At 67.4% G+C, this 26,438-nt stretch carries 21 protein-coding genes; 7 read left to right on the top strand and 14 right to left on the bottom strand.

The genetic code is table 11. The features are described from left to right. Positions 1-53 precede the first annotated feature (53 nt). From GJG85_RS02500 to GJG85_RS02485, 4 genes are all read right to left on the bottom strand, one after another. Positions 54-1,187, bottom strand: coding sequence for a class I SAM-dependent methyltransferase (locus GJG85_RS02500; RefSeq protein ID WP_050013086.1), 1,134 nt, complete (start codon positions 1,185-1,187; stop codon positions 54-56). A gap of 134 nt (positions 1,188-1,321) precedes the next feature. Further along, positions 1,322-1,654, bottom strand: a complete 333-nt coding sequence (locus GJG85_RS02495) for a YegP family protein (RefSeq protein ID WP_050013087.1) — start codon at positions 1,652-1,654, stop codon at positions 1,322-1,324. Between the two features lie 154 nt (positions 1,655-1,808). Continuing rightward, positions 1,809-2,303, bottom strand: a complete 495-nt coding sequence (locus GJG85_RS02490) for an LEA type 2 family protein (RefSeq protein ID WP_050013088.1) — start codon at positions 2,301-2,303, stop codon at positions 1,809-1,811. A 433-nt stretch (positions 2,304-2,736) separates the two neighbouring features. Further along, on the bottom strand, positions 2,737-2,946 hold the full coding sequence (locus tag GJG85_RS02485; protein ID WP_160300508.1) for a hypothetical protein: 210 nt from the start codon (positions 2,944-2,946) through the stop codon (positions 2,737-2,739). Between the two features lie 17 nt (positions 2,947-2,963). Between GJG85_RS02485 and GJG85_RS02480 the strand changes: the two genes are divergently transcribed. Next, the gene (locus GJG85_RS02480) at positions 2,964-5,132 is read left to right on the top strand and encodes a M1 family metallopeptidase (protein WP_204383638.1); all 2,169 of its coding nucleotides are present in this window, start codon (positions 2,964-2,966) and stop codon (positions 5,130-5,132) included. Between the two features lie 122 nt (positions 5,133-5,254). On the opposite strand, the gene GJG85_RS02475 is transcribed toward GJG85_RS02480, so the two are convergent. Beyond that, complete coding sequence (locus GJG85_RS02475) at positions 5,255-6,175, bottom strand: LysR family transcriptional regulator (RefSeq protein ID WP_050013090.1); 921 nt, start codon at positions 6,173-6,175, stop codon at positions 5,255-5,257. A gap of 161 nt (positions 6,176-6,336) precedes the next feature. Between GJG85_RS02475 and GJG85_RS02470 the strand changes: the two genes are divergently transcribed. Together GJG85_RS02470 and GJG85_RS02465 are read left to right on the top strand one after the other, a co-directional pair. Further along, complete coding sequence (locus tag GJG85_RS02470; protein ID WP_124557590.1) at positions 6,337-7,314, top strand: zinc-binding alcohol dehydrogenase family protein; 978 nt, start codon at positions 6,337-6,339, stop codon at positions 7,312-7,314. A gap of 23 nt (positions 7,315-7,337) precedes the next feature. Then, positions 7,338-7,490, top strand: coding sequence for a DUF1427 family protein (locus GJG85_RS02465; RefSeq protein WP_080334215.1), 153 nt, complete (start codon positions 7,338-7,340; stop codon positions 7,488-7,490). 19 nt (positions 7,491-7,509) lie between these two features. Here GJG85_RS02465 and GJG85_RS02460 read toward each other — a convergent pair whose 3' ends face one another. Then, complete coding sequence (locus GJG85_RS02460; RefSeq protein WP_050013092.1) at positions 7,510-8,538, bottom strand: transporter; 1,029 nt, start codon at positions 8,536-8,538, stop codon at positions 7,510-7,512. A gap of 208 nt (positions 8,539-8,746) precedes the next feature. After that, positions 8,747-9,718 carry a hypothetical protein gene (locus GJG85_RS02455; RefSeq protein ID WP_050013093.1) on the bottom strand — a complete coding sequence of 324 codons (972 nt, stop codon included), beginning with the start codon at positions 9,716-9,718 and terminating at the stop codon, positions 8,747-8,749. A 121-nt stretch (positions 9,719-9,839) separates the two neighbouring features. Between GJG85_RS02455 and GJG85_RS02450 the strand changes: the two genes are divergently transcribed. The 4 genes from GJG85_RS02450 (at position 9,840) to GJG85_RS02435 (ending at position 16,875) form a co-directional block, all read left to right on the top strand. Then, positions 9,840-10,685: a M15 family metallopeptidase gene (locus tag GJG85_RS02450; RefSeq protein WP_050013094.1), complete on the top strand. Its 846-nt coding sequence runs from the start codon at positions 9,840-9,842 to the stop codon at positions 10,683-10,685. A 301-nt stretch (positions 10,686-10,986) separates the two neighbouring features. Beyond that, positions 10,987-14,931 (top strand): type VI secretion system membrane subunit TssM, encoded by a 3,945-nt coding sequence (tssM, locus tag GJG85_RS02445; protein WP_050013095.1) that lies wholly within the window; start codon positions 10,987-10,989, stop codon positions 14,929-14,931. Beyond that, on the top strand, positions 14,928-15,917 hold the full coding sequence (gene tagF, locus GJG85_RS02440; RefSeq protein ID WP_050013096.1) for a type VI secretion system-associated protein TagF: 990 nt from the start codon (positions 14,928-14,930) through the stop codon (positions 15,915-15,917). Before tssM ends, tagF begins: the two co-directional genes overlap by 4 nt. 4 nt (positions 15,918-15,921) lie before the next feature. Further along, on the top strand, positions 15,922-16,875 hold the full coding sequence (locus GJG85_RS02435) for an OmpA family protein (protein ID WP_124631204.1): 954 nt from the start codon (positions 15,922-15,924) through the stop codon (positions 16,873-16,875). Positions 16,876-16,965: 90 nt separating this feature from the next. On the opposite strand, the gene tssA is transcribed toward GJG85_RS02435, so the two are convergent. The 7 genes from tssA to tssC form a co-directional block, all read right to left on the bottom strand. Next, positions 16,966-18,087, bottom strand: coding sequence for a type VI secretion system protein TssA (gene tssA, locus GJG85_RS02430; protein ID WP_204383637.1), 1,122 nt, complete (start codon positions 18,085-18,087; stop codon positions 16,966-16,968). Positions 18,088-18,130: 43 nt separating this feature from the next. Continuing rightward, a complete protein-coding gene (gene tssH / locus GJG85_RS02425) occupies positions 18,131-20,800 on the bottom strand; it encodes a type VI secretion system ATPase TssH (protein ID WP_204383634.1) in 2,670 nt (889 codons plus the stop codon). Between the two features lie 38 nt (positions 20,801-20,838). After that, positions 20,839-21,939 carry a type VI secretion system baseplate subunit TssG gene (gene tssG / locus GJG85_RS02420; RefSeq protein WP_050013100.1) on the bottom strand — a complete coding sequence of 367 codons (1,101 nt, stop codon included), beginning with the start codon at positions 21,937-21,939 and terminating at the stop codon, positions 20,839-20,841. Continuing rightward, the gene (tssF, locus tag GJG85_RS02415) at positions 21,903-23,738 is read right to left on the bottom strand and encodes a type VI secretion system baseplate subunit TssF (protein WP_050013101.1); all 1,836 of its coding nucleotides are present in this window, start codon (positions 23,736-23,738) and stop codon (positions 21,903-21,905) included. The genes tssG and tssF overlap by 37 nt, the downstream gene beginning before the upstream one ends. A gap of 75 nt (positions 23,739-23,813) precedes the next feature. After that, positions 23,814-24,299, bottom strand: coding sequence for a type VI secretion system baseplate subunit TssE (tssE, locus tag GJG85_RS02410; protein ID WP_089488119.1), 486 nt, complete (start codon positions 24,297-24,299; stop codon positions 23,814-23,816). 62 nt (positions 24,300-24,361) lie between these two features. After that, positions 24,362-24,865, bottom strand: a complete 504-nt coding sequence (locus GJG85_RS02405; protein WP_006477093.1) for a type VI secretion system tube protein Hcp — start codon at positions 24,863-24,865, stop codon at positions 24,362-24,364. 70 nt (positions 24,866-24,935) lie between these two features. After that, positions 24,936-26,426 carry a type VI secretion system contractile sheath large subunit gene (gene tssC / locus GJG85_RS02400; protein WP_006477094.1) on the bottom strand — a complete coding sequence of 497 codons (1,491 nt, stop codon included), beginning with the start codon at positions 26,424-26,426 and terminating at the stop codon, positions 24,936-24,938. Between the last annotated feature and the right edge of the window lie 12 nt (positions 26,427-26,438).

Raw genomic sequence — 26,438 nt, 5'->3', positions numbered from 1 at the left:
GCCCGGCGGCGGAAATTCGTGAGGAATGGCGGTAGTTTACCGAAAATACGCGGTCAGGCCCGGGCGCCCAGCCGCCACAGCGACGTGACCTCGGCGCGACGCGCCGCATGCAGCGGATCGTCGGCGTCTGTCGACTTCGGATGCGCGGGGCGGATGTCGTCGCGGCCGAGCACGACGAGACCGGCTTCGTCGATCCATTGCAGCAAGGTGTCGCGCGGCCGCAGCCCGAGATGCTCGGCGAAATCGGACAGGATCAACCAGCCCTCGCCGCCCGGCTCCAGATGCGCGGCCAGCCCCGCGAGGAAACCGCGCAGCATGCGGCTGTCCGGGTCGTAGACCGCGTATTCGATCGGCGCGCTCGGCCGGGCCGGCACCCATGGCGGGTTGCAGACCACGAGCGGCGCACGGCCGGTAGGAAACAGGTCGGCCTCGACGATCTCGACCTGGCCCGCATGGCCGAGCCGCGCGACGTTCTCGCGCGCGCAGGCGAGCGCGCGCGGATCCTGGTCGGTCGCGACGACGCGCTCGACGCCGCGCGACACGAGCACCGCCGCCAGCACGCCGGTGCCCGTGCCGATATCGAACGCGAGCGACGTCGCCGGCAGCGGCGCGCGCGCGACGAGCTCGACGTATTCGCCGCGCACCGGCGAGAACACGCCGTAGTGCGGATGGATCGGCGCGCCGCCGAGCGCCGGGATCGGCACGCCCTTCTTGCGCCACTCGTGCGCGCCGACGAGGCCGAGCAGTTCGCGCAGCGACACGACCGACGGCACACCGCCGGGGCCGTACGCCTCCTCGCAGGCCGCCCGCACGTCGGGCGCGCGGCGCAGCGGGATCGTGTAATCGGCGTCCAGCGGGATCAGCAGCATGCCGAGCGTGCGGGCGCGCTGCGATTGCGCGAGACGATGCAGGTTGAACGCATCGACGCCGGCCGCGGCTTTCGCCTTCTTCGGTTTGCGTTCGACACGGCGCGCCATCGCCTGCAGGAGCTGGCGCGCATTCTGGAAGTCGCCCTGCCAGACGAGCGCGGCGCCCTCGCAAGCGAGACGGTAGGCCGCATCGGCCGTGAGGCGGTCGTCGGCGGGCACTGCGCGCTTCGGCGGTTGCACGCCGGCTTCGGAACGCCAGCGCACGGCATGATCGACGCCGTCGGTGTCGGTCCAGTGGAAAAGGGGGAAATCGGTCACGCGAACTCGGTACGGTTGGCTTCAACGGCGGCGAGAATTCACCGCGCGGACCACACCATACCGCGCTTTGCCCGACCCGGCAAAACGGGCGCCGCGACGGCCGCCCGAAGGCATCCGCGCGGCGCCACCGTCAATCAGCCGAGATCGTAGGCTTCCGCAGTGGGCGCATCGCGCTTGACGGCCGCGATGCCGTTGTCGCGTGCCTGCGCGCTGCTGTACGTTTCGCTCGTGCCGATGACCTGGTGGTTCGCTGCCTTCAGGTTGAACATGGGCTCACCGTTGTGGGCGAGCTTGCGCTCGTAGCGCTCGTCGAGCGGCGCGTTTTCCCGCACGGACGCGATCCCGTTTCTCGCGCCGCTTTTCTCCTCGTACCGCTCGCTCGCGAGGATGATCTCGCCGTTCGCCGACTTCAGGTGGAAGTAGTACTGACCGTTCGTGGCCTTCTTGAGCTCGAATTTTGCCGCCATGGAATTCCCCTAAAAGAATGTCCGACCCTCGGACATCGACAAGTGTAAGGGGGCCCATCGACTAAAGTCGACATCTCGCGAAGATAAGCGTCAAAGACTGTCAAATGGTGAATTTTCCGACACATTTGGCCGCCGTTGAAGTCAGCCGAACGATCTATCCGCCCCACCCCGGCAGGGTCGGCAGGCGCAGCGTGCCCGCGTCGCTGAAGTGTACGGTGCCCAGCCCGCTGCCCGCGAGGCGGCCGCGCAGCGCATACGGCAGTTCGCCGTTCGCGGCCGCGCCGGGCAGGTTCCACGCCTGCCGCGCAGCCGCGAACGCCGACACCGAAACCGGCACGTCGAGCACGGCCTCGCCGAACCGCGGCACGGTGCCCGCCCGGTCGCTGACGCCGCTCGCGAACGGCGTGCCGTTCAGGTCGAGCGAGACCGAGATGCCGTCGTAGTCGATCGGCGCATCGGTCGGATTCTGCACGCGCAACTTCAGGCTGAAGCGCATCTCGAGACCCTGCCCGACGAGCGGGTCGAGCCCGGCGACCGACACGCGCACCGGCTCGCGCATGAGCCCCGCGCAACCGCCCAGCAGGAACCCGACGACGAACAGCAGCAGCACGGCGCGCAGCGGCGCGAGACGGGACTGGGTGCGTGGCATGGGAAGGTCTCCTCGCGGCAAGCGGTGAACGGGGCGCGTCGCTGCATTGTACCGACCGAGCCTGTACCGGCCGTGCCGCCCGTCACCGGATTTCGTAGTTTCCGCGGCAACGCAAGATCGTTAATAGATTAAAACTACGAAATTTCCGGCTAAACGGAAAGCGCATTAATGACTTCCAGCATTCAATGAAGCGCCCGGAATTCAATAGATGCTCTTTCTAAATTTTTCGTTTCCTTTACCCAAAACCATCAAGTATATTTACGCATCCTTGGAGCAAGCCGACAAACCTTGAAGCCGCATGACGGCGAATTTACGGGACGGCGACACGCTGTCCATCCGTCCTGCGGCCTGGCCCGGCCAGCCCCGTAGGTCGTCGGTTCAAAGGGATTGCGCGCCCGCGCCGGGCGCGCGGCCCCGTGTCGTGCGCGCGAAATCAATTCAGTACAACACGCGCCCGGCCATTTTGAACCGGCCAGTTAAACGACATCCGGAAATTCAGAGGGGGCAGTAAACCATGATTACCTTCACGTAGTCGGCCGCCGTCTTTTTCGAATAATCCGTCATTGGCATTTTTTCGCTGTTGATTAAACGGCGAGGGGATCGCTTTTGCCGGTGTTTTCGCAGCACTGAACGATTCATTCAACAATCGAGGTTTCAGTCATGTCGATTCATATTCGCAAGATGCGTTATCTGCCGCTCGTCGCCGCACTCGCGCTCGGCGGGTGCGGCGGCGACGACGGCGGTGCGGGCTCCGCTTCCGCGCTCAGCTCCGCCGGCGCGCCGCATACGGGCTCGTCGCCCGCCGTCACCGCGCCGCCGAGCGCATCCAACGTCGACAAGAGCGTCTCGCCTGTCGAATTGCCGGACACCGTGGTGCCTGTGAACTACCGGCTGTGGTTCCGCCCGAACGACGCGTTGAACGCGTTCGACGGCCGCGCCGACGTCGAGATCAAGGTGCTGAAGCCCGTCAACAACATCGTGATCGCCGGCCACCGGATCAAGTTCACCAACGGCCGCATCACGCTGCAGCCGGGCAACATCCAGCTGATCGCGACGCCGCAGGACAAGGGCGACTTCTATCAGCTGCGCCCCACTGCCGGCACGATCGCACCGGGCAACTATTCGCTGCACATGGAGTGGTCGGGCATCATCAACTTCAAGTCGTATGACGATCCGGTCAACCAGACGGGCGGCAGCTGCGGCGACGATCCGTACCCGGGCTGCTCGGCCGCGGAAGGCGTGTTCCGCGTCGACCTGAAGGGCACCGATGGCAAGACGAGCGGCGCGATCCTGACGCAGGGCGAAACCAACCTGTCGCGCCAGTGGTTCCCGGGCTGGGACGAGCCGGCGTTCCGCCCGACCTATGAAGTGACGGCCGAAGTGCCGCAGAACTGGCGCGTCGTGTCGAACGCGGCCGAGAAGCCGTCGACCAACGTCGGCGGCGGCTACAAGCTCGTGCAGTTCGAGAAGACCCCGCCGATGCCGTCGTACCTGCTGTTCTTCGGCGGCGGCCTGTTCGACACCTACGAGGACGACTTCACGAGCCCGCTGCCGGGCGGCAAGGGCGGCCTGCACCTGCGCGTGTTCACGCCGCCGGGCATGAGCGACTGGGCGAAGCCGGCGATGGACCGCACCAAGCAGGCGCTCGACTACTACTACCGCTACACGGGCATCCCGCTGCCGCTGACGAAGTTCGACACGGTGGCCGCGAACGACGCGTTCAAGGAGCAGAAGGACCTGAATTTCGGCGGAATGGAGAACTGGGGCTCGATCCTCGAATTCGCCGACGACATCCTGCCGCAGCCGGGCCAGCCGATGTCGCGCTACGGCAACGAAGTGCTGACGCACGAAGTGGCGCACCAGTGGTTCGGCGATCTCGTGACGACCGACTGGTGGGACAACGTGTGGCTCAACGAATCGTTCGCGACGTTCTTCGAGACGAAGACGACGATCCAGTTCTTCCCCGACGAGTTCAGCTGGCTCGACCAGGTGAAGAACAAGTATCGCGTGATCAATCGTGACATCGGCCCGAACGCGTTCCCGGTCGCGCCGAACTTCAACGACTGGGCGTCGAACGACTTCGTGCTGAGCGCGAGCGCGTTCACGTACGACAAGGGCGGCCACGTGCTGAAGACGCTCGAGAACTATCTCGGTGAGCAGACGCTGCGCAAGGGTCTCCAGCAGTACCTGGTCGACTACTCGTTCGGCAACGGGACGCCGAAGCGTCTGTGGGACGCGCTGTCGAAGGAAAGCGGCCAGTCGGTCGGCCCGATCGGCGACAGCTACGTGCGTCAGACCGGCGTGCCGCTGATCTCGCTCGACACGCAGTGCGACATGACGAAGAACCAGACGATCGTCACGCTGAAACAGCAGCCGTTCCCGAACAAGAACGCGTATCCGGGCCTGCAATGGACGGTGCCGATCACGCTCGCGTACGGCCAGGGTCTCGCGAAACGCACGACGCTCGCGCTGAAGGACACGCAGGCGCAGACGCGGATCGACGGCTGCACGGGCGTGGTCGCCGACCCGAGCGGTCTCGACTACTACGTCGTGAACTACAGCGACGCGGCGTGGAGCGGGCTGCTCACGCAGGTGAACGGCTCGACCGATCCGGTGCTGCTGGCAAACCTGAAGAGCGAAGCGGCGCTGCTCGTCGCGAACAACCTCGCGCCGGCTTCGCGCTCGACGTCGATCGGCTCGGTCGCTTCGCCGGCCGCGATGAAGCTGCGCCAGACGCCGACCTTCGGCGGCATCGAGCCGGTGACGAAGGAACGCCCGGCACGGCAATACCAGGGCCTCTTCAAGCCGCGCAAGGTAGTAACGCAGTAACGGTGCAGATCCGGCCGGCGCCGCGCGACCCGCGGCGCCGGCCGGCGTACCGGTTTCTCCGACCTGTTGACGGGCCTCGCATGCGAGGCCCTTTTTTCATGCGGCACGGCGTTCGCCGACCGTCACGCCCATGCGGCATCCCACGCCGGCTGCGCGAACCACGTGGCGAGGAACGCGACGAGCCGCGACGTGCGCGCACTGCCGCGCGGCTGCTGACGCAGCACGTGAATCGTCGCCGGCTCGGGCGCCGCCGCGTACTGCGGCAGCAGCGCGCGCAACCGTCCGTCGCGCAGCGCGTCCGCCACGAGCCAGGTCGGCAGGTGCGCGAGACCGAGCCCGTCGATCGCCGCCTCGAGCAACGCTTCCGAATGATTGCTGCGAAACCGCGGCTGCGCCGGCACGTGACGGCGCTCGCCGAAGCGCCATGCGCCGGGCGGCGGTGCGCCATGCCACGCGAGACAGTCGTGGCCGGCGAGCGCGTCGGGCGAGGCGGGCTCGCCGCGCCGGGCGAGGTAGGCCGCGCTCGCGCACAGCACGCGCCGCTGCGGCGCCAGCACCGTCGCGACGAAACGCGTGTCCTCGAGCGGGCCGATGCGCACCGCGAGATCGACGTCGGAGCCCAGCCGTGCGCCCTGCAGGTCGACCATGCTGTCGGTCAGCACGAGATCGACCTGCAGCGCCGGATGACGCTGCATGAACGCGGCCAGCGCAGCCATCAGGTGCCGCCGGCCGAACGGCGCCGGACAGTCGATGCGCAGCAGGCCGCCCGGTTCGTCGTGCTGGCTGTGCAGGTCTTCCTGTAGTCCGCGCAGTTCGGCCAGCATGCGGGCCGCGCGCCCATATAGAAGCTGCCCGGCCTCGGTCGGCCGCAGCGCGTGCGTGGTGCGATGCAGGAGCCGGATGCCGAGCTGCGTCTCGAGCCGGTCGATGCGCCGCGTGACCGACGACGCGGCGACGCCGAGCCGGCGCGCGGCCGCCGAGAAGCTCTGCTGGTCGACCACGTCGACGAACAGCGCGAGGTGCGGGGAAAGGAAGTCGTCCATGCGGGGGCCTGCTGATTTGGCTATGCGGATAACGCAAAACAATCATCCGCCTTTGCACGTTTCCGTGTCAAACCGGGCCCACTAGACTGCATTCACCGGTTTCATCCGCCGCACGCGCCGGCCCGCCGGGCCGGGCAGCCGCCATCTTCACGGAGATCATCATGCGCAGCATCCGCTTCGACACCCCCGCCGCCGACATCGAGTCGCTCGACGCGCGGGTCCGGGACATCGCCCCGCCCGTACCGGCCGACGGCCAGGTGCTGATCGAGGTGCGCGCGGCCGGCGTGAATCCGAGCGACGTGAAGGCCGCGCTCGGCCGCATGCCGCATGCGGTGTGGCCGCGCACACCCGGGCGCGACTGGGCCGGGATCGTGCGCAGCGGCCCCGACGACTGGATCGGCGCGCCGGTGTGGGGCTCGGGCGGCGATCTCGGCGTCGGGCGCGACGGTTCGCATGCGGAATGGCTCGTGCTGGACGCCGCGCACGTGCGTCGCAAGCCGGGCGTGCTGACGCTCGACGAGGCGGCCGGCGTCGGCGTGCCGTTCGTCACCGCGTACGAAGGCCTCCGTCGCGCCGGGATGCCGACGGCCGACGACGTCGTGCTCGTGTTCGGCGCGAACGGCAAGGTCGGTCAGGCCGCGATCCAGCTCGCCACCGCGCGCGGCGCGACCGTGATCGGCGTCGAGCGCGGGCCCGGCGACTATCGCGGTCACGCGTCGGGCGACGTCCACATGATCGACGCGTCGAGCCGCACGGTGGCCGACGCGGTGCGCGAGTTGACCGGCGGCCACGGCGCGGACGTCGTCTACAACACGGTTGGCAGCCCGTATTTCGACGCGGCGAACGCGTCGATGGCGATCGGCGCGCGGCAGATCTTCATCTCGACGATCGAGCGCAGCGTGCCGTTCGACATCTTCTCGTTCTATCGCGGCCAGCACACGTTCGTGGGCATCGATTCGCTGCAGCTCGGCGCGGCCGCGGTCGCGCAGATCCTCGACACGCTCGCGCCCGGCTTCGGCAACGGCACGCTGCGCCCGTTCCCGATCGGCGACGACTACGTGTACCCGCTCGAGCGTGCGCACGACGCGTATCGCGCGGTGCTGGCCGGCGCGCGCGAGCGCGTCATCCTCAAGCCCTGACGCCGGACCTACGGGAGACCGCCATGATGGATTACGTGACCTCGCTCGCGGTGGGCATCGGTGTCGGCGTGTTGTACGCGCTGCTGCACGTGCGCTCGCCGGCCCCGCCGCTCGTTGCGCTCGTCGGCCTGCTCGGGATGGTGATCGGCGAACGCGCGATCGCGCTGCTGCGTTGATGCGACGCCCGATGCCGCGCTAGCGATCGTCGCGGCGTCGGAACGCCCACCACGCGGCCAGCGCGGTGAAGCCGGCAACGAGCAGCACCATCAGCCAGAAGCCGTGCTTGTTCTCCGAGAACGGCACGCCGCCGACGTTCATCCCGAAGAAGCCCGCGACGATGTTGATCGGCAGCGCGATCACGGTGACGAGCGTCAGCGTGAACAGCGTCCGGTTGTTCTGCTCGTCGAGGCGCGAACCGATCTCTTCCTGCAGCAGCTTGATCCGCTCGTTGAGCCCCGCCAGATCGGCGAGCACCAGCGAGAATTCCTCGGTCGACTCGCGCAGCTCCTGCACGTCTTCCGTGTGCAGCCACGCGGGCGGCTTCGCGAGCAGCCGGAAGACCGAGCCGGGCTCCGGCGCGAGCATGCGCTGCAGGCGCGTCAGCGTGCGGCGCATCGCGCCGAGCTCGCTGCGGCTCGACGTGAGCCGCTGCGACAGGAAGCGATCCTCGATGCGGTCGACGTCGATGCTCGTGCGCCGCATGATCTGGATCAGCAGGTCGGCCTGATCGCGCAGCAGATGCACGAGCAGCTCCGCGGGCGAGCGGAACAGCTCGCCGTCGCGCACGGACGCGCGCAGCGTGTCGACCGAGCGCAGCGGCTTGAGCCGCGCGGTCACCATGATGCGCCGCTCGACGTGGACGAACAGCGTCGCGATCTCCGACGGCGTGAGCTCGAGATTGAACATCACGTCGTTGACGATCGCGCGCAACGCGCCGTCCTCCTGCTCGATGCGCGTCGAGCGCGAGCCTTCGTGCAGGAATTCGAAGAAGCTGTCGGGCAGCCCGAGATGCGTGCGCATCCAGCGCTCGCTCGCGCCGTGCGCGAGATTGAAATGCAGCCAGACGAAATCGCCCGATGCGGCCGCGCCGTGCTCGCGGCACGTGCGCAGCCACGCGGCGGCCGCGTCGGCATCGAGCAGCGCGCCGGCGCCGCCCGGAACGAAGCGGAATCCGCACACCATGCCGGACGTATCGGCGCCGTAAGTCTGTACGATCAGGTCCATCGTGTCGAAGGGGGTGCGGCGCGCGGCGCATCGCGGGTCGCGGGCCCGCGCCGGGAAAAGAAAGGAAACGTATGCCCGACGGGCGTGACGCGTTCGTGACAGCGTCACGCGGCATCATACCGGCAGCTTCTCCGCGCCTCCGAAATCAACGCGCCGCCCGATGGGCGGCGCTGCTGACAAGGAAGCATCGTGGCGTGCGCGACGTGCGTTACTGCCGCGTCTCCGACTGCGCGGCGCTCGGGCACGCGGGATCCTTGCCCCAGTGGCCGTCGCACACGCGCCAGCGGCACAGCTGATCCTCGAAGAAACCGCGCTCCGAACACTCCTTCACGCGCGTCCCCAGCGAGCCGCCGGTCGCGGCCGTCTTGGTCGGCACGGCCTGCGCCTTCTGGGCGGCGAGTTTCTTGTCGGCCGGCTTCGTGCGCGCGACGAGCGCGGCGAGCAGATCGGCATCCGGATCGTCCTTCGCGCCCGCCTTCGCGGTTCGGGTCGGCGCCGCTTCGCGGCGCTTCTTCGCCTGCGCGAGCTCGGCCTGCTGTTCCTTGCGATGCTTGCGGGCTTCGGCCTTCGTGTCGGCCTTCGCATCGGTCTTGCCGTGGGCCGCGGCCTTCGTGCTCTTCGACGCGTCGGCCTTCGCCGTCTTGGTCGTCGCCGCTGCCGCGGCAGCCGCCGTTGCGGCGACGCCGGCCGTGGCCGCCGCGCCCGAACCCTCGTCGGTGCCGTTGGCGAGCGCACGCGACAGGCGGCTGTTGTCCGCGGCGGAAGCGGATGCGGATGCAACGGTCTGGGACGCCGAATCGTCGTTGACGATCGTGGCCGGTTGCGCGGCCGGTGCAGCGGATGCGCCATTCTGCGCGACCTGCGCGGCGCCGCCGCTGGCCGGTGCGGCCTTGGCCGGCGCAGCCGCCGCCGGTGCCGGCGCGGCCGCGATCGCGGCAGGCTGCTCGCCCGGCGACTGCTGCATGCGCCACGCGCCCCAGCCGCCGACGGCCACGACCAACGCCACGACGGCGGCGATCGGCGCCTTCAGCGAACGGCGCGGCGGCTCGGCGGGCGGCGTGACACGCCCTTCCAGATCCGCGAGAATGCGCGACTGCCGAGGTCCTCCCTCGCCTGCCGGTTTAGTATCGGACAGCAGGCTGGGCGGAGTTTTCGAATTTGAATTTTCCGGCGCACTCATTCAGCGTCTCATTGAATCCTGGTTTAATTCACCGCGATAATATAGCCCGGCCTCTCGAAGCAGCCTGATTCTAAGAGCAAGCATTGCAAAACACAATCAATTCCAATTTCCGGGGATTTCGTTGATTGCCGTCGCACTCGTCGCCTATTTCGCCCTTGCCGTCGCCATCGCGGCACTGTTGCTTTTACCGGGTATCCGCGCGACCGTTTTCGAATCCGTGGCCCAGTTTCACGGCCGTCTCACGCGCCGTGCGAACGCTCGCGCCGCCCGCGCGCGGAGTCAGATTGTTAAATCGGCAAGCGTGACGCGCGGTGCATTTAGTGACGTGCAAAATTTACTGGTTCGGCGGCGCTTGATGATTATGGTGTCGGCAGGTATTCTTGCGACGCCGCCATTGGTGGCCATTGCGTTACGCGGTCGGCAATTATTTCAGTACGACGACACCGCGCGCGTGCCCGACGAGAAGATCGCCGCGCTGTTGCAGGGCGAACAACTCGTGCCGCCGCCGCCGTTGCCGCCGGAAGTCTTTGCCACGAAGGAAGTCGAACAGGTCCGCCCGGCGCTGAAGGACGCAAGCCGCGACTGGAACCTGCTGGACCCGGATTTCCGGACGCGTTTGCTGCTGGTCTACAAGATCATGCACGAACAACATGGTTATGAAATGGCGCTGCTGGAAGGCTACCGGAGCCCGGAACGACAGAACCGGCTTGCGCAGATGGGCACGAACGTGACCAATGCGGCGGCCTTCCAGAGTTATCACCAGTTCGGGCTGGCGGCCGACAACGCGTTCCTGCGCGACGGCAAGCTGGTCATTTCCGAGAAAGATCCGTGGGCGATGCGCGGCTACCAGTTGTACGGCCAGGTCGCCGAGCAAGTCGGCCTGACCTGGGGCGGCCGATGGAAAATGATGGATCTCGGGCACGTGGAATACCATAAACCCGGTTTTAAACTGGGACGCGGCAGCTAGTCAGCGCTGCCGGACAAGAAATAATGAGGGCGGCATGGGGCTTTTTAATCACCCGGCAGGAAACGATTTGGGCGGCGCAAACAATCGGGCATTCCGGTGCGCGATTTTTTCCGGCCGCCGCTTCCGTTTTAAATCTCACAGCGTCCTTTCGTTAATGCGCGCGCCTGCTCCGATGCCGCGAGCGCATTGATGCCAGCCTCCTTCATCCCGTTTGACAGCATGGCGACACATCGCGGCGCCACCCTTGCCGCTCGGCGCGCCTGCGTCGCCTCATCGAATCGCACCGGAACCTGAACGTCCTATGCAACGCATCCTCAACGTGCTGACTCATCCGCGTACGCTCTCGATCGTCGGGATCGTCGCGCTAGCGGCCATCCTGTTCATCGTCGCCGACATGTTGCAGCTGCCGCTCCTGTGGGCGGCGATCGCGTTCGCGGCGGTCCTCGCGCTGTGGCTCGTCGTCGCGCTGTGGCGCCGCTGGCGCGTGAAGCGCGCGAACCAGCAGCTCGGCCAGGTGCTGGAAGAGCAGGCGGAAACCGGCAAGATCGCCGCACCGGCCGCCGCCGCGCTCGCGCCGGACGCGAAGACGGCCGACCTCGACGTGCTGCGCACGCGCCTGTCGGACGCGGTGAAGACGATCAAGACGTCGAAGATCGGCCAGGTGTCGGGCGGCTCCGCGCTGTACGAACTGCCGTGGTACATCGTGATCGGCAACCCGGCCGCGGGCAAGAGCAGCGCCGTGCTCAATTCCGGCCTGCAATTCCCGTTCGCGGACAAGAACAGCGCCGTGATCCACGGCATCGGCGGCACCCGCAACTGCGACTGGTTCTTCACGACCGAGGGGATCCTGCTCGACACGGCCGGCCGCTATTCGGTGCACGAGGAAGACCGCAGCGAGTGGCTCGGCTTCCTCGGGCTGCTCAAGCGCTACCGTCCGAAGGCGCCGATCAACGGCATCATCGTCACGGCCAGCATCGCCGAACTCACCGGCAACCGCCCGGAATTCGCGATCAACCTCGCGAAAAACCTTCGTCAGCGCGTTCAGGAGTTGACGGAAAAGCTCGAAGTGTTCGCGCCGGTCTACGTGATGTTCACGAAGGCCGACCTGATCACCGGCTTCACCGAATTCTTCAGCAGCAGCGACAAGCACGAGTACGACCGCGTGTGGGGCGCGACGCTGCCCTACGAGCCCGACGACAAGCGCGACGTCGTCGCGCAGTTCGACACGCACTTCGAGGAACTCTACGAAGGGCTGAAGGAAATCAGCGTCGCGCAGCTGTCGCTGTCGCGCGGCAACCAGCTGTCGCCGGGCCAGCTGAGCTTCCCGCTCGAATTCTCGACGATCAAGCCGTCGCTGCGCGCATTCCTCGCGACGCTGTTCGAGAACAACCCGTTCCAGTACAAGCCGATCTTCCGCGGCTTCTACTTCACCAGCGCGCTGCAGGAAGGCGAAACCAACAGCGCGGCCGCGCAGCGCATCGCGCACCGCTTCGGCCTCGACGGCAGCGCGCTGCCGAAACCGCACAGCGCGTTCTCGAAGAACGGCTTCTTCCTGCGCGACCTGTTCTCGAAGGTGATCTTCGCCGACCGCCAGACGGTGCGCCAGTTCGCGAGCCCGACCAAGACGCGGCTGCGCTACGCGACCTTCTTCGGCTTCGTCGCGGCACTCGCGCTCGCGCTCGGCGGCTGGACCTGGTCGACGATCGGCAACCAGCAGCTCGTGTCGAACGTGCAGGCCGACCTCGACAACGTCACGCGCCTGCAGCAGGGCCGCAACGACCTGCAGTCGCGCCTGCAGGCGATGGACATCCTGGAAGACCGGATCGAGCAGCTCGAACAGTTCCGCCGTGACAAGCCGCTGTCGGTGTCGCTCGGCCTGTACCAGGGCGACCGTCTCGAGCAGCACCTGCTGACCGAGTACTACAACGGCGTGCGCCAGATCCTGCTGGCTCCCGTGTCGCAGAACCTCGCGTCGTTCATGAAGGACGTGAACGCGCACCCCGAGCAGCTCGTGCCGATGACGCGCCCGCCGGAATCGGGCGCCGTGCAGGGCGGCACGATGCCGGTGTCGACGAACGCGGCAGGCGCCGCGCCGCAGGCCGGCGCCGTGCTGGCCGCGTCGGGCGCCGCGCCGGCCGCCGCCCCGCAGCAGCCCGCCGCGCCGCAGGGCGGCCTCTACAGCGACGCGTCGCCGACCAACGTGCAGGACGCGTACAACGCGCTGAAGACCTACCTGATGCTGTCCGACAAGCGTCACGTCGAGCAGGCGCACCTGACCGACCAGCTCGCCCGCTTCTGGCGCGGCTGGCTCGAGACGAATCGCGGCAACATGCCGCGCGACGAGATGATCCGGAGCGCCGAGCGCATGATCTCGTTCTACCTGTCGCGCGTGAACGACAACGACTGGCCGATGATCGACGCGAACCTCGCGCTCGTCGACCAGACCCGCGAGAATCTGCGCCGCGTCGTGCGCGGCATGCCGGCCCGCCAGCGCGTGTACGAGGAAATCAAGGCCCGTGCGTCGACCCGCTTCGCGCCGATGACCATCGCGCGCATCGTCGGCGACGGCAACCAGGGGCTCGTGGCAGGCAGCTACGCGATTCCGGGCACGTTCACGCGCGAAGCGTGGTTCGACTACGTGCAGCCGGCGATCCGCGATGCGGCGACCAAGGAACTGCAGGCGAAGGACTGGGTGCTCAACACGTCGACGCAGGACGACCTGACGCTCGAAGGCAGCCCCGAGCAGATCCAGAAGACGCTCGTCGGCATGTACAAGACCGAGTACGCGCAGCACTGGCAGAAATTCATGCAGGGCATCGCGGTCCAGGGCTTCACCAGCTTCGGCCAGGCTGTCGACGGGATGAACCGCCTCGGCGACCCGCAGGATTCGCCGATCCGCAAGATCCTCGAGACCGCGTACGACCAGACGTCGTGGGACAACCCGTCGCTCGCGAACGTGACGATCAAGAAGGCGCAGACGGGCGTCGTGAACTGGGTCAAGCAACTGTTCACGCGCTCGCAGGCCGGCCAGATGGCGGCAGCCAACATCGACATCAACGGCAATCCGGCCGAGGTGCCGATGGGTCCGATCGGCCAGGAGTTCGTCGGCCTCGCGCGGATCGTCGCGACGCATGACGGCACGTCGATGCTGAAGGGCTACATGGAGTCGCTGTCGAAGGTCCGCACCCGCTTCAACGTGATCAAGAACCAGGGCGACCCGGGGCCGGGCGCGCGCCAGCTGATGCAGCAGACGCTCGACGGCAGCGGTTCAGAACTCGCCGATTCGCTGAAGCTCGTCGACGAGCAGATGCTGACGGGCCTGACCGATTCGCAACGCAAGTCGCTGCGCCCGCTGCTGGTGCGGCCGCTGATGCAGGCGTTCGCGGTCGTGATCCAGCCGGCCAGCGCCGAAGTCAACAAGGTGTGGAACGCGCAGGTCTACCAGCCGTTCCAGAGCTCGCTCGCGACCAAGTACCCGTTCGCGGCGAACGCGAAGGTCGAGGCCGGCGCCGGCGAGATCGCGCAGGTGTTCGGCCCGGACGGCTCGATCGCGAAGTTCGTCGGCACGACGCTCGGGCCGCTCGCGGTGCGCCGCGGCGACACGCTCGCCGCCCGCACGTGGGGCGACATGGGCATCGGGCTCACGCCGGACTTCACGAACGGCTTCGCACGCTGGGTCGCGCCGCTCGCGGGCGGCGCCGCCGGCAGCGCGGCCGCGTCGTCCGAGCCGCAGACCGTGTTCCAGATCCTGCCGCAACCGAGCACGGGCACGACGGAATACACGATCGCGATCGACGGCCAGCAACTGCGCTACCGCAACACGCCGCCGCAGTGGACCAACTTCGTGTGGCCGAACCCGCAGGGCGCGCCGGGCGCGACGCTGTCCGCGACGACCTTTGACGGCCGCACGGTGCAGCTCGTCAACGAGCCGGGCCGCTACGGTCTCGAGAAGCTGATCAACTCGGCGCAGCGCAAGCGCCGTCCGGACGGCACCTTCGACCTGACGTGGGCACAGGGCAGCGTGAACGTGTCGGTGACGATGCGCATCATCAGTACGTCGCAACCGTCGGCCGGTGGCGGCGACCAGCCGCAGCAGCAAAGCCTGCGCGGCCTGCAGCTGCCGTCGTCGGTCGCCGACGCGAGCGCAGGCGCCGCGCAGAACGCGACGCAAGCCGGCACCGGCACGCCGGGTGCCGCGCCGGCCGTCGCGGCCGCCAACGCAACGAATGCACAGAGGGCGCAATGACGCAAACCGTACAGGCGCAAATCGCCTACTTCGGCAAGATTCCGTCGCGCGGCGACTTCGTGAAGAGCGCGCACAATCCGCAGCTGCTGCAGACGCTCGATCGCTGGATCGCGCAGGCGCTCGAGCTGCTCGCGGAAGATCCGCGCTGGAAGATCGTCTACGAGGACGCGAAGCCGATGCATTTCGCGTTCCTCGGTTCGCGCAGCAAGCTCGCGATCGCGGGCCACATGGTCGCGAGCCACGACGTGTCGATGCGCCGCTTCCCGTTCCTCGGCGCCACCGCGCTGGAGGTCGACCGGCCGCTGGCGTTCCTCGCGCGCAGCCCGCTCGCGTTCGCGCGGCTGTGGTCGCGCGTCGCCGCGCAGATCCCGCCGCTGCTCGGCAAGGACGAGCCGCCCGGCGCGCTGCAGGCGCTCGGCGACACGCAGGTGCCGATCGACGTCGGCGGCCCCGGCACGTCGCATGACGGCACCTTCAACGATTTCGTCGAACACCAGTCGCTGCACGGCCTGCAGGAGATGCTGCTCGAAAGCGGTCATCCGGTGCGGCTGCGCGGCGCGATGCTCGCGCTCGGCTCGCTGCTGCGGCCGGTGATGCAGAGCGGCTCGTCGCACATCGAACGCGGCCTCACGCTGCCGCTGCCGGTCGATCCGTTCTACCGCAGCCTCGTCGCCGCGTTCTGGCTCGAGCTGATCGCGCCGTTCGTCGCGCAGGCCGACTTCGAGCTGGCGATCTTCATCGGCACGATCGCCGAACGCGAACGGCTCATCATCGGCTTCAACGGCGCGTCGGCGAAGACGCTGCTGAGCGTCGTCGACCCGCAGACCTACGCCGCCCACAACATCGACATCGACGATCCCGAGTGGATCGACGCCCATGCGCAAAACGATCACCAGATCAGCAAGCTCGTCAGCTACCTCGACCAACCGCAACTCTCGCTGCGTGTCGCCATCGACGCGTTCCGCGAAGCGTTCATCGGAGGCTGACGGCATGCATCGCACGATTCAGGTCCGGCGCGCGCGCCTGTCGTCCGCCGTCTCGCCCGCCCTCGCCGCGCTGTTCGCGGCCGGCCTCGTCGCGAGCGGCGCGGCCTTCGCGCAGAACACGGGCGCGACCGTCACGCCGGTCGGCAACGGCACGGTCGCGACGACCGCGCTGCCGCAGGCGAACCCGAACGCCGGCGGCGCGTCGGGCACGGTGGTGCACGGCACCACCGCCGGCACGATCACGCCGCCGCCCGCGAATGCAACGCCCGGCCAGGTGGTGGTCGGCGGCAAGGTGCCCGACGAAGCGACCAAGGCCGCCGTGCTGCAGAAGCTGCGCGACACCTACGGCGCGACGAACGTCGTCGACCAGGTCGAGGTGGGCGACGTCGCGACGCCGCCGAACTGGAGCGCGAACGTGCAGAAGCTGCTCGGCGCGCAGCTCAAGCAGATCAGCAAGGGCCAGTTGAAAATCAATGGCACGCAGATCGAGATGAAGGGCGAGGTGCACAACGAGGCGCAGCGCCAGCAGCTCGCGAGCGACATGGCGAACACGCTGAACCCGACGTACACGATCAAGAACGGGCTGCGCGTGTCGGCGTCCGAACAGGGCGTGCTCGACCAGACGCTCGCGAACCGGACGATCGAGTTCGAGACCGGCAGCGCGACGCTGACGCCGCAAGGCAAGCTGATCCTCGACCAGATGGCGGCCGCGCTCGCGAAGATGCAGAACCGCACGGTCGACATCATCGGCCACACCGACAATTCGGGGAACCGGACGTCGAACATCGCGCTGAGCCAGGCGCGCGCGGATGCGGTGAAGGGTTATCTGATCACGAAGAGCATTCCGCCGCAGCAGATGACGACGACGGGGGTCGGGCCGGATCAGCCGATCGCGCCGAACGATACGGCCGACGGCAGGGCGAGGAATCGGCGGATCGAGTTCCGGGTGGGGCAGTAACGGGGATTCGGCCGACCGCTGGCTCAACGGCGAAGCGGCGCGGCGCGGCACACGACGGGCGGTGGCAGCGATGCGCCGCCCGTCGTGCGTTCACGCCTGCTCGTCGGGCCTCACCCCCAGCAGCTCGCGAATGTGCGACAGCGAGCCGTCGTCCTTCACGACGCTCTCGAGCCACTTGTGCAGCGGCATGTCGGCCCATTCGGCCGCCTTGTCGGCGAGATACGCGACCGGGCTGTGCGGCTCGGTCTGACGGAAATAGCGCGCCACCGCACGCAACTGGTCGACGGCCTGCGCACGGTTCTGGATGCCGGCGATCATCTGCGTCACCGGAGGACGCGAAGCGGTCTGCTGCTGCACGTGAGTCTCCTCGGTCTGGATCGGCTGGCCGAACACCGGCTCGATGCGTTCTGACTGGGCCTGCGGCGCCGCCTGCGTCTGCGGCGCGCTGCCCGTATAGCCCTGTTCGCGCGCAAAGCGCTCGGCGAGCCGGTACACGGTCTCGAACGCGTCGCGCGCCTGCCGGAAGCTCGGCGCCGAATCGCCCGCTCGCTCGACGAGCCGCTCCTCGAACGCATCGAGCGCGAATTCGAACGCCTTCAGGTTCGCCAGCAGCGCCGTGTAGAACGCGATCGACGTCACGCGCCGCGACGCATCGATCTGCTCGATCGACGGCTTGCCGCGCGCGATGTCGTCCGCGTGCTCGGGATCGCGCTTGATCGACTGCGCGACGTGCTGCGCGACTTCCCAGTCGAGCGTGCTGAACGCATTCGATGCGCCGTCCGTCAGCGGCACCGCGCGCAGCAGCTCGGCCGTGCGGCCGGACAACCATGCGACGTTGCCGAGCCGGTGCTCGATGTCGTCGTCCTCGGGCAGCGGGTGGAAGGTGTCCCAGAAGTCGCGGCACAGACCCTCGAGCAGCGCATAGCCTTCGGTGAGGCCCGTGATGCCGTCCTCGAGCGCGAGTGCCTCGGTCAGCCATACGGCGAGCCGCAGGTCCTTCGTGCGCGTGCGCAGCAGCTCGCCCGCATGATCGACGACGAAGCCCCAGTCGGCCTCCTTGATCTCGGTCACCCATTCGCCCTGGTCGAGCGTCGGGTCGTCGTAGCGCCGCGCGTCCTGGATCGCGTCGAATTCGTTCGAAAACAGCAGGTCGTCGCCGCTGGGCGACGCGTCGCTGATCGGCGTCAGCAGCTCGGGGAGATTGATCGGCATGGTCCAGTGAATCCGTTGATGCATCAGATGTCGCGCGCGGGGCTCATTCGACGGTGTACGCGAATTCGCCGGCCTCGTCCGCACGCACCGCGATGCGCGCGATGGCCGCGCCGTCGGCGATCCGGCCGAGCACGTGGCCCGCGATCTCCGGCAGCAGCGTGCCGTTCAGGATGTGGTCGACGTTGCGGGCGCCCGAATCGACCTCGGTGCAGCGCGCGAGCACCGCGTCGACGAGCGATTCGTCCCATTCGAACGCGGCCTTGTGGTTCGCCTCGATCCGGCGGCGGATGCGTTCGAGCTTCAGCTCGATGATCTCGGCCAGCACGTCGTCGGAAATCGGGTAGTACGGCACGACCTTCATCCGGCCAAGGAACGCCGGCTTGAAGGTCTTGTACAGCTGCGGACGCAGCGTCTCGGCGAGCGCGTCCGGATCGGGCAATTCCTCGGCCGGCTTGTTCAGGCAGGCCTGCATCACCGCGGCCGAGCCGACGTTCGACGTCAGGATGATCAGCGTGTTGCGGAAGTCGATCTCGCGCCCTTCCGCGTCGTCCATCGTGCCCTTGTCGAACACCTGGAAGAACATCTCGAGCACGTCCGGGTGCGCCTTCTCGACCTCGTCGAGCAACACGACGGAATACGGGTTGCGGCGCACGGCCTCGGTCAGCACGCCGCCCTCGCCGTAACCGACGTAGCCGGGCGGCGAGCCCTTCAGGCCCGACACGCTGTGCGCTTCCTGGTACTCGCTCATGTTGATCGTGACCATCTTGCGCTCGCCGCCGTACAGGATGTCGGCCAGCGCCAGCGCCGTCTCGGTCTTGCCGACGCCCGACGGCCCGACGAACATGAACACGCCGCGCGGCTTGTTCGGATCCTCGAGGTTCGCGGTCGCGGTGCGCACGCGCTGCGCGATCGCCTCCAGCGCATGGTCCTGGCCGATCACGCGCGCGGTCAGCAGCGGCTGCAGGTTCAGCACGGTGTCGATTTCATCCTTCACCATCCGGCCGAGCGGAATGCCCGTCCACGCGGCGACGATCTCGGCGACGACGTGGCCGTCGACCTGCAGCGGCACCATCGGCTCGCCGCCTTGCAGCGCATGCAGCGCCGCGACGCGTTCGGTCAACTTCTCGCGCGTGGCCGGCACATCGACGGGTTCGCCGTCTTCCGACGGTCCGCGCGCCTTGTCGAGCGCGTCGCGCAGTTCGGTGATCTCGGCGACGATCACGCGCTCGGCCTCATAGCGTGCTTCGTCCTTCGCCAGGTGTTCGAGCGCCGTTTCGCGCGCGCCGCGCAGCTCGCCGAGCCGCTCGTCGTGCGCCGCGCCGCCCGCCGCCTCGCGCTCCAGCGACGCGATTTCCGCATCGATGCGCTCGATGCGCTTCTTCGTATCGTCGATCGCGGCCGGCGTCGCGCTGTGCGCGAGCGCGACCTTCGCGCACGCGGTGTCGAGCACGCTGATCGCCTTGTCCGGCAGCTGGCGGCCGCTGATGTAGCGGTGCGACAGGCGCACGGCCTCGGTGATCGCATCGTCGAGAATCCGCACGTTGAAGTGCTTCTCCATCAGGCCCGACATCCCGCGCAGCATCGCGGCGGCCAGCGGCTCGCTCGGCTCCTCGACCTTCACGACCTGAAAGCGCCGCGCGAGCGCCGCATCCTTCTCGAAGTACTTCTTGTATTCGCTCCACGTCGTCGCGGCGATCGTGCGCAACTCGCCGCGCGCGAGCGCCGGCTTCAGCAGGTTCGCGGCGTCGTTCTGGCCGGCCTGGCCGCCCGCGCCGATGATCGTGTGCGCCTCGTCGATGAACAGGATGATCGGGTGCGCACTCTTCTTCACCTCGTCGATCACGCTCTTCAGCCGGTTCTCGAACTCGCCCTTCACGCTCGCGCCGGCCTGCAGCAGCCCCATGTCGAGCACGTGCAACGCGACGCCGCGCAACGGCGGCGGCACGTCGTCGGCCGCGATCCGCAGCGCGAGCCCTTCGACGACTGCCGTTTTGCCGACGCCGGCCTCGCCGGTCATGATCGGGTTGTTCTGGCGGCGGCGCATCAGAATGTCGATCGCCTGGCGGATCTCGGCTTCGCGGCCGATCACCGGGTCGATCTTGCCGTCGCGCGCGCGCTGCGTGAGGTTGGTCGTGTACGTGTCGAGCGCGGGCGTCTTCGACGGGCTGGCCGCGGGTGCAAAGCCGTCGGCGGCCGGCGCGGCGTCGCTGCCCTCGTCGTCCGCCTGGTGCGGCTCGGCTTCGCTCGAGCCGGCCATGATTTCGTCGAACTTGTGCTTCAGGTCCGTCACGTTCATTTCCGCGAACCGCGACGACATCCGCTGCGCGAACTGCGCGAGATCCGGCGCGGTCAGCAGCGCGAGCAGCAGATGCCCCGACCGGATGCGGCCGAGCTGCGAATCGAGCGACGCGATCAGCCACGCCTGCTCGAACAGCGCGATCAGGTGCACGGAGAACACCGGCGTGCGCGTGTTGCCCGTCTTCAGGCGCGTGAGCTCGCGTTCGAGATCGGCATGCAGCGCATGCGGATCGACGCGGCTCGCGCGCAAGGCGAGCGGCAGGTCGCCCGTCGCTTCGTCGAGCAACGCGAGGAACAGGTGTTCCAGATCGACCTCGTAATGGCCGCGCGCCAGGCACGCGCTCGCCGCCCGCTCGGTCGCGTGGCGGCACAGCGGGTTCAGTTTCGTGATCAGGGTCTTCAGAGGCGTGCTCATGGCGTCGATCTCAGGTTCGATTGCGTGTTGTTGTTAGGTCAGTGAATCACGTGCAGTTCGTAGCGGGCGTCCGAGCGGTCCTCGAGCGCGTCGCGCGTGCACAGGAACGCGTCCCACCCGAGCCGCGAACCCGCGCCGAGCACGCTCGCGCCGACTTCCGTGCGCTTGAGCACGAGCTTCACCTCGTACTCGAGCGTGACGCCGGCGAGCAGCGTCAGCATCCGTTCGAGCGCGACGGCGTGCGCGCCGCCGGGCAGGAACGCCTCGTAGTCGCGCTTGGACAGCGGGCCGACGACGATCCGCGCGCGCATGTCGCGCTGCCACACGCGCTCGCCGACGAGCGCCGTCGCACCGAGCACCGCGTTGACTTCGCCGAGCACGCTCAGCTGGTCGGGCGGCACGTCGTACCACTTGCCGACGAACTGGTCGATATTCACCGGCACGCGGAAGTAATCGGACAGCGTGCGTTGCAGGTAGGCGGCCGACATCGGCCGGTGCCGCGCGGCGAGCGCGTAGCCGGCCACGGCTTCGTCGAGCACGCCGCCCGGGCCGGCCGCGAGACTGTCGCGCACCTCGTCGCTCGGCACGCCCGCGATCGCGAGCAACAGCGGCAGGTAGCGCTCGTCGCGGTCGAGTTCGTAATGGAACGGCAGTCGGTATTTCTTCCACGCCGCATAGAACAGCGCGGTCGCGCGGTTCGAGAACACGTCGAAGAACGCGCGCGCCGCGTGGTCGCGCCGCAGGTGCTCGCGCGCGACGATCTGTTCGGTGTAGTGCAGCGGCAGCGCGCCCTGCCCGCCGAGCAGCCCGAAGAACGCGGGCGTCAGCTCGACGCGACCGAGCTCGCCGGCGGCCAGCGCGGCGCCGCGCTGCTCGTCCGAGTTCAGCGGCGCGCCGTCGCCGTCGAACGAGCGCGCGCCTTCGATCTCGCTCGGCGGGAAGCCGAGCGACAGCGTGTTGCGGAATGCGATGCGCTGCGCGACCACGTCGCCCTGCCGCCACGCGCCGGGCGCATCCGACGCCTGCCGCGCGAACAGCCCTTCGAGCACGCGCACCGCCTGGAAGAACTCGAAGCGATGCGGCTCGTCGAGCAGCGCGTCGACTACGCCAGGATCGATTCGCCGGTTCGGGGCTTGCATCGGATGATCTCCTCGCCGGTGCGCTTCGACACGACGACCAATTGAACGAAACTGTTGAGGTGGACGTACAGCCCGAAGAAGCTGTCGAGCACGCGCACGAACGACGCGAGGCTCGCGCCGACGAAGTGTTCCTCGTCGATCGTCAGCCGGATCTCGATGCCGCGCACGAAGGTCGCGAACGGCTTGCCGGGCAGCCACTGCACGGCGCCGCGCTGCTCGACGCCGGCCAGGCCGTCGATCTGGCGCATCGACACGGCCGTGCGTCGCAGGTCGTACAGCGTCAGCATTTCCTTCAGCGGCGCGAGGCCGTGCGCGACGAGCGACACGTGATTGAGCGCGAGGTGCGACACGAGCCGCCAGTGCGCGGCGCGGCCGCGCTCGAAGCGCACGCTCTGCGTCGGGCGGCGCAGCATCGAGATGCCGCTCGTCTGCGCGCCGCCTTCCTGGAACAGGTCGCCGCCTTCGAGGCCGAACGCCAGCATCGCCGGCAGGTCGCGGTTCGTGCAGGTGAGGTCGAGGCTCAGCGTGTCGGTTTGCGGCGACGTCGGCTCGAAGTCGATGTCGACGATCGAGATCTCGGTTTCGTAACCGGGGCTCTTCTGCGCGACCCAGTCGTTGCGACGCGCGAACCAGTAATGGCCGATCCGCGCCGATTCGCCGTGATGCAGCGAATAGAACGGGCGGAACTCGATCACCGATTCCTCGTGCGCCTGCTGCCGGACGAGCTTCACCGAATCGATCGAGTACACCTCGTACGCGAATGCGCGCCGCGCCTCGGCGATCACCGGATACGACACCGCGCGGTGCGTGATGCGGATCGGCTCGCCGTGCTGGCGGAACAGGTTGACGATCGGCGTGCAGAACAGCCGGAAATGGCTTGCGGTCAGCAACTCCAGCAGGCGCGCGACGTGCGAATCGCTGCGCACGTCTTGCAGCACGAGATGCAGCGTCGCGCGCTGGCAGCGGCCCGATGCACGTGCGATCGCCGCGAGGTCGAAGTCGACGAAATCGAACTTGTCGGGAAACGCGAAGTATTCGGTGAGCAGCCGGTACGCGGGATGCGATTTCGCCGGATAGTCGATCAGCGCGTCGTCCTCGTCGAAGCCGGCCTGCGCGATCGGCAGCTTGCGCAGCGCGGTCCAGCGGCCGTTGCGTTCCGGCTCGACATACGCGCCGAGCACGTTGACGAACAGGCAGTCGGTCAGCGCGGCGACGAACGACTGCTCGCCGTGCAGATGCGCGCGCAGCGTCGACAGCTTCAGCGCGCCGAGATCGAGCTGCGCGGCGAGCGATTCGAACGTGATCGAGATCACGCCCGTCGCGTTCGACGGCAGCACCGTCGCGCTCGGCGCGAGCGCGACCGGCGTATAGCGCGCCTCCGAGATGCGGATCGGCGCGAGCGTCACGTCGTAGGCGGTGCGGAACCGGCATTGCACGCCGCGGATCGGGCGGCTCTTGAGCTCGGTGCCGCGATCGATCACGACCGGCTCGGTCTGCTGGCCGGGCGAAGCCGGCGTGAACTGCGCGATCGAGCACGACGGGAAGGGCCGCAGGTAGTGCGGATACAGCACTTCCAGCAGCGCTTCGGTGAATTCCGGGTAGTCGTCGTCGAGCTTCTTGTTGATGCGCGCGCCGAGCAGCGCGAACGACTCGATCATCCGCTCGACGTGCGGATCCTCGCAGTGCTCGCCCGACACCGCGAGACGCGCGGCGATCTTCGGATAGCGTTCGGCGAAATCGCGCGAATAGCGCCGCAAAAACGATAATTCGCGTTCGTAATACGGCAGCAATTCTTCCATCGACGACCCCGAACCTCAATATTTCTGCCGGACCTGATTGACCACCGGGCGGTCCGGCCCGCTCGGCGGCTTGATTTACTGCATTCGCGCCGCGCGTGCGCGCGTGACCGAGTATTGCAGCGTCGACGGTTGCAGCATCGCGTCGAAACTCACCGGCTCCTCGGCCGGGTGTACGACGAGCAGCGCCTGGATCGCGAAGTAGAGCGCGTTGGTGGCCTGCTCGTTCAGCTCGAACGTCACCTGCACCTGCTGCAGGCGCGGCTCATGGCGCGCGATCGCCTGCTGGATCGACTTGCAGATGAATGCGCGATCGTAGTGGCTCGCGAGGCTCAGCCCCGCGAAATCGTTCAGCCCGTAGGTCAGCACCGATTTCTGGCATTCCGGCAGCGTGGCCAGCTCGTTCTCGGTGTGGGCGATACGGGTGTTGAGGATCGCCTCGACGTCGCGGGCGACCGTGTTCTTCAGCTCTTCCAGCGACAATTGCCGCATCGCTGCCGAGGCCGGCAGGTGCGGTTCGTCGTCGAACAGCTTGTCGAGAAAACTGGGTTCGAATCGTTTCATCGGCCGGGGTGGACAGCGAAAACGGCAACGGGACGCGAAGCGCCCCGTTGCCGCAACCGACCTTAGACCGCGTAGGTCTTGTCGTTCTTCGTCAGGCTCCAGGCGCCTTGCGTGTTGCCGCCCTGGTTGCCGCCGATCTTCTGCTGGGTTTGCTTCCACTGCACGGCTGCGTACTTCAGCGAGAACGTCTCGAGGGGCAGACCTTCCTCGCGAACGCTCGGGGCGATGCTCGAGATGATCACGTACTTGAGCTTGACTTCCAGATACTGCACGCGCTTGCCTTCACCGTCCGCGCGCGAGAAATGGACCGTCACTTCGTCGAACGTGGTACCGCCCGAAGCGTGCTGGTACAGCAGCGGGCTCGACGAATCGATTTCCTTCGTGAAGATCATGTCGCCGTGCTCGCAACGCGTCATCGTGTGACCGCCAGCGGTCGATGCGGTTGCCGAACGCGGCTGAACGATCGAGTGATCCCACGATTTCAGTTCGATCCAGCCCTGGTGGTCCTTGTCCGCGGATTCGCCCTTCACCGCGGGACTACCAAACTGCAAGTGCATATGTAACATGGCCCTTCGACTCCCCAAAGAGGTGGTTTTAACGTCCTACCCAGGCGGCCCGCCCGGGCGATTTACTCGCTTATGAATTTGCCGGTTTGGGCAGATCAGCGACAAGTCGCAGAGAAATCGAGAGTTCGTCGAGCTGAAAGTGCGGGCGCAGGAACGCGACCGAACGATACGAGCCCGGCTTGCCCGGAATCTCCGACACTTGTATGGATGCCTCGCGCAGCGGAAATTGCGCTTTCTGTTCCTGCGAGGCGTTGTCGTCGAGCAGGACGTATTGCGAAATCCACCGGTTGAGGAAAGTCTCCACGTTCTGCGCCGATGCGAAGCTGCCGATCTTGTCCCGCATCATCGCCTTCAGGTAGTGCGCGACGCGCGATACCGAGAAGATGTACTGAAGCTGGGCGGACAGGACGGCGTTCGCATTCGCGCTGTCGGTGCTGTATTTCTTCGGCTTCTGCACCGACTGCGCAGCGAAGAACGCGGCGTAATCTGAGTTCTTGCAATGGACGAGCGGGATGAAGCCGAGGTCGCTCAGCTCCTTCTCGCGGCGATCGGTGATCGCGATTTCGGTCGGGCACTTCAGCGCGACTTCACCGTCGTCGGTCTTGAACGTGTGGGTCGGCAAATCCTCGACGAGGCCGCCGCCTTCGACGCCGCGGATCGCCGCGCACCAGCCGAAGTCGTCGAACGCGGCCGTCAGGCGGGCCGCGAAGGCCCATGCCGCGTTGCACCACAGGTACTTGTCGTGATCGGTGCCGTCGACGTCCTCGACGAAGTTGAAGTTCTCCGCGGTCTGGCCGTCCTTCGGATTGAACGGCAGGCGGCCGAGGAAGCGCGGCAGCGTCAGGCCGACGTAGCGCGAATCCTCCGCGTCGCGGAACGACTTCCACTTCGCGTATTCGACGGTGTCGAACACCTTGCCGAGGTCGCGCGGCTTGCCGAGGTCGGAGAACGACTCGAGGCCGAGCAGCTCCGGCGACGCCGACGCGATGAACGGCGCATGCGCGGCCGCGGCGACGTGCGACATCTGCTCGATGAAGTACATGTCTTCGGGCTGACGCGAGATCTCGTAATCGCCGATCAGCGCACCGAACGGCGAGCCGCCGAACGTGCCGAATTCCTCTTCGTAGACTTTCTTGAACAGCGCGCTCTGGTCGAACTCGCTCGCGCCCTTGAAGTCGCGCACGAGGTCGCGCTTCGGCGCGTGCAGCGCCTTGATCTTGATCGTCTGGCCCGTGTTGCTTTCCTTGACCAGATAATCCATTCCGCGCCACGTGCTTTCGAGGCGCTGGAATTCCGGCGCGTGCATCACGGCGGAAAGCTGCGTGGAAATCAGGCGGTCGAGTTCCGCGACGCGCGCGTCGATCGTGGCCGACAGGTTGTCCGACACGATCACCGTGCCGTCGAGCACCTGGTGCACGAGTTCGCCGATCAGGTCCTTCGCACGCGCATGCTCGGAATCGGATTTCGCGACCTTGCTCTTCTCGACGATGTCGTCGAGCAGCGAGGTCCCGGCGGCGTATTCCGCGCCGCTCGCTTGGGCCGCAGCCGTTTGCTGGTTCATCTCAATACTCCG

This window comes from Burkholderia sp. MS389 (assembly GCF_016899425.1).
GTDB lineage: Bacteria > Pseudomonadota > Gammaproteobacteria > Burkholderiales > Burkholderiaceae > Burkholderia > Burkholderia sola.
This window is presented reverse-complemented; position numbering and strand designations above follow the sequence as displayed.

Coding starts and splice junctions, on each gene's coding strand:
- tssM (WP_050013095.1), top strand. CDS start 10,987: ATGCAACGCATCCTCAACGTGCTGACTCATCCGCGTACGCTCTCGATC.
- GJG85_RS02460 (WP_050013092.1), bottom strand. CDS start 8,538: ATGGACCTGATCGTACAGACTTACGGCGCCGATACGTCCGGCATGGTG.
- tssC (WP_006477094.1), bottom strand. CDS start 26,426: ATGAACCAGCAAACGGCTGCGGCCCAAGCGAGCGGCGCGGAATACGCC.
- tagF (WP_050013096.1), top strand. CDS start 14,928: ATGACGCAAACCGTACAGGCGCAAATCGCCTACTTCGGCAAGATTCCG.
- GJG85_RS02490 (WP_050013088.1), bottom strand. CDS start 2,303: ATGCCACGCACCCAGTCCCGTCTCGCGCCGCTGCGCGCCGTGCTGCTG.
- GJG85_RS02435 (WP_124631204.1), top strand. CDS start 15,922: ATGCATCGCACGATTCAGGTCCGGCGCGCGCGCCTGTCGTCCGCCGTC.
- tssA (WP_204383637.1), bottom strand. CDS start 18,087: ATGCCGATCAATCTCCCCGAGCTGCTGACGCCGATCAGCGACGCGTCG.
- GJG85_RS02470 (WP_124557590.1), top strand. CDS start 6,337: ATGCGCAGCATCCGCTTCGACACCCCCGCCGCCGACATCGAGTCGCTC.
- tssH (WP_204383634.1), bottom strand. CDS start 20,800: ATGAGCACGCCTCTGAAGACCCTGATCACGAAACTGAACCCGCTGTGC.
- tssF (WP_050013101.1), bottom strand. CDS start 23,738: ATGGAAGAATTGCTGCCGTATTACGAACGCGAATTATCGTTTTTGCGG.
- GJG85_RS02455 (WP_050013093.1), bottom strand. CDS start 9,718: ATGAGTGCGCCGGAAAATTCAAATTCGAAAACTCCGCCCAGCCTGCTG.
- GJG85_RS02405 (WP_006477093.1), bottom strand. CDS start 24,865: ATGTTACATATGCACTTGCAGTTTGGTAGTCCCGCGGTGAAGGGCGAA.
- GJG85_RS02495 (WP_050013087.1), bottom strand. CDS start 1,654: ATGGCGGCAAAATTCGAGCTCAAGAAGGCCACGAACGGTCAGTACTAC.
- GJG85_RS02480 (WP_204383638.1), top strand. CDS start 2,964: ATGTCGATTCATATTCGCAAGATGCGTTATCTGCCGCTCGTCGCCGCA.
- GJG85_RS02465 (WP_080334215.1), top strand. CDS start 7,338: ATGATGGATTACGTGACCTCGCTCGCGGTGGGCATCGGTGTCGGCGTG.
- GJG85_RS02475 (WP_050013090.1), bottom strand. CDS start 6,175: ATGGACGACTTCCTTTCCCCGCACCTCGCGCTGTTCGTCGACGTGGTC.
- tssG (WP_050013100.1), bottom strand. CDS start 21,939: ATGCAAGCCCCGAACCGGCGAATCGATCCTGGCGTAGTCGACGCGCTG.
- tssE (WP_089488119.1), bottom strand. CDS start 24,299: ATGAAACGATTCGAACCCAGTTTTCTCGACAAGCTGTTCGACGACGAA.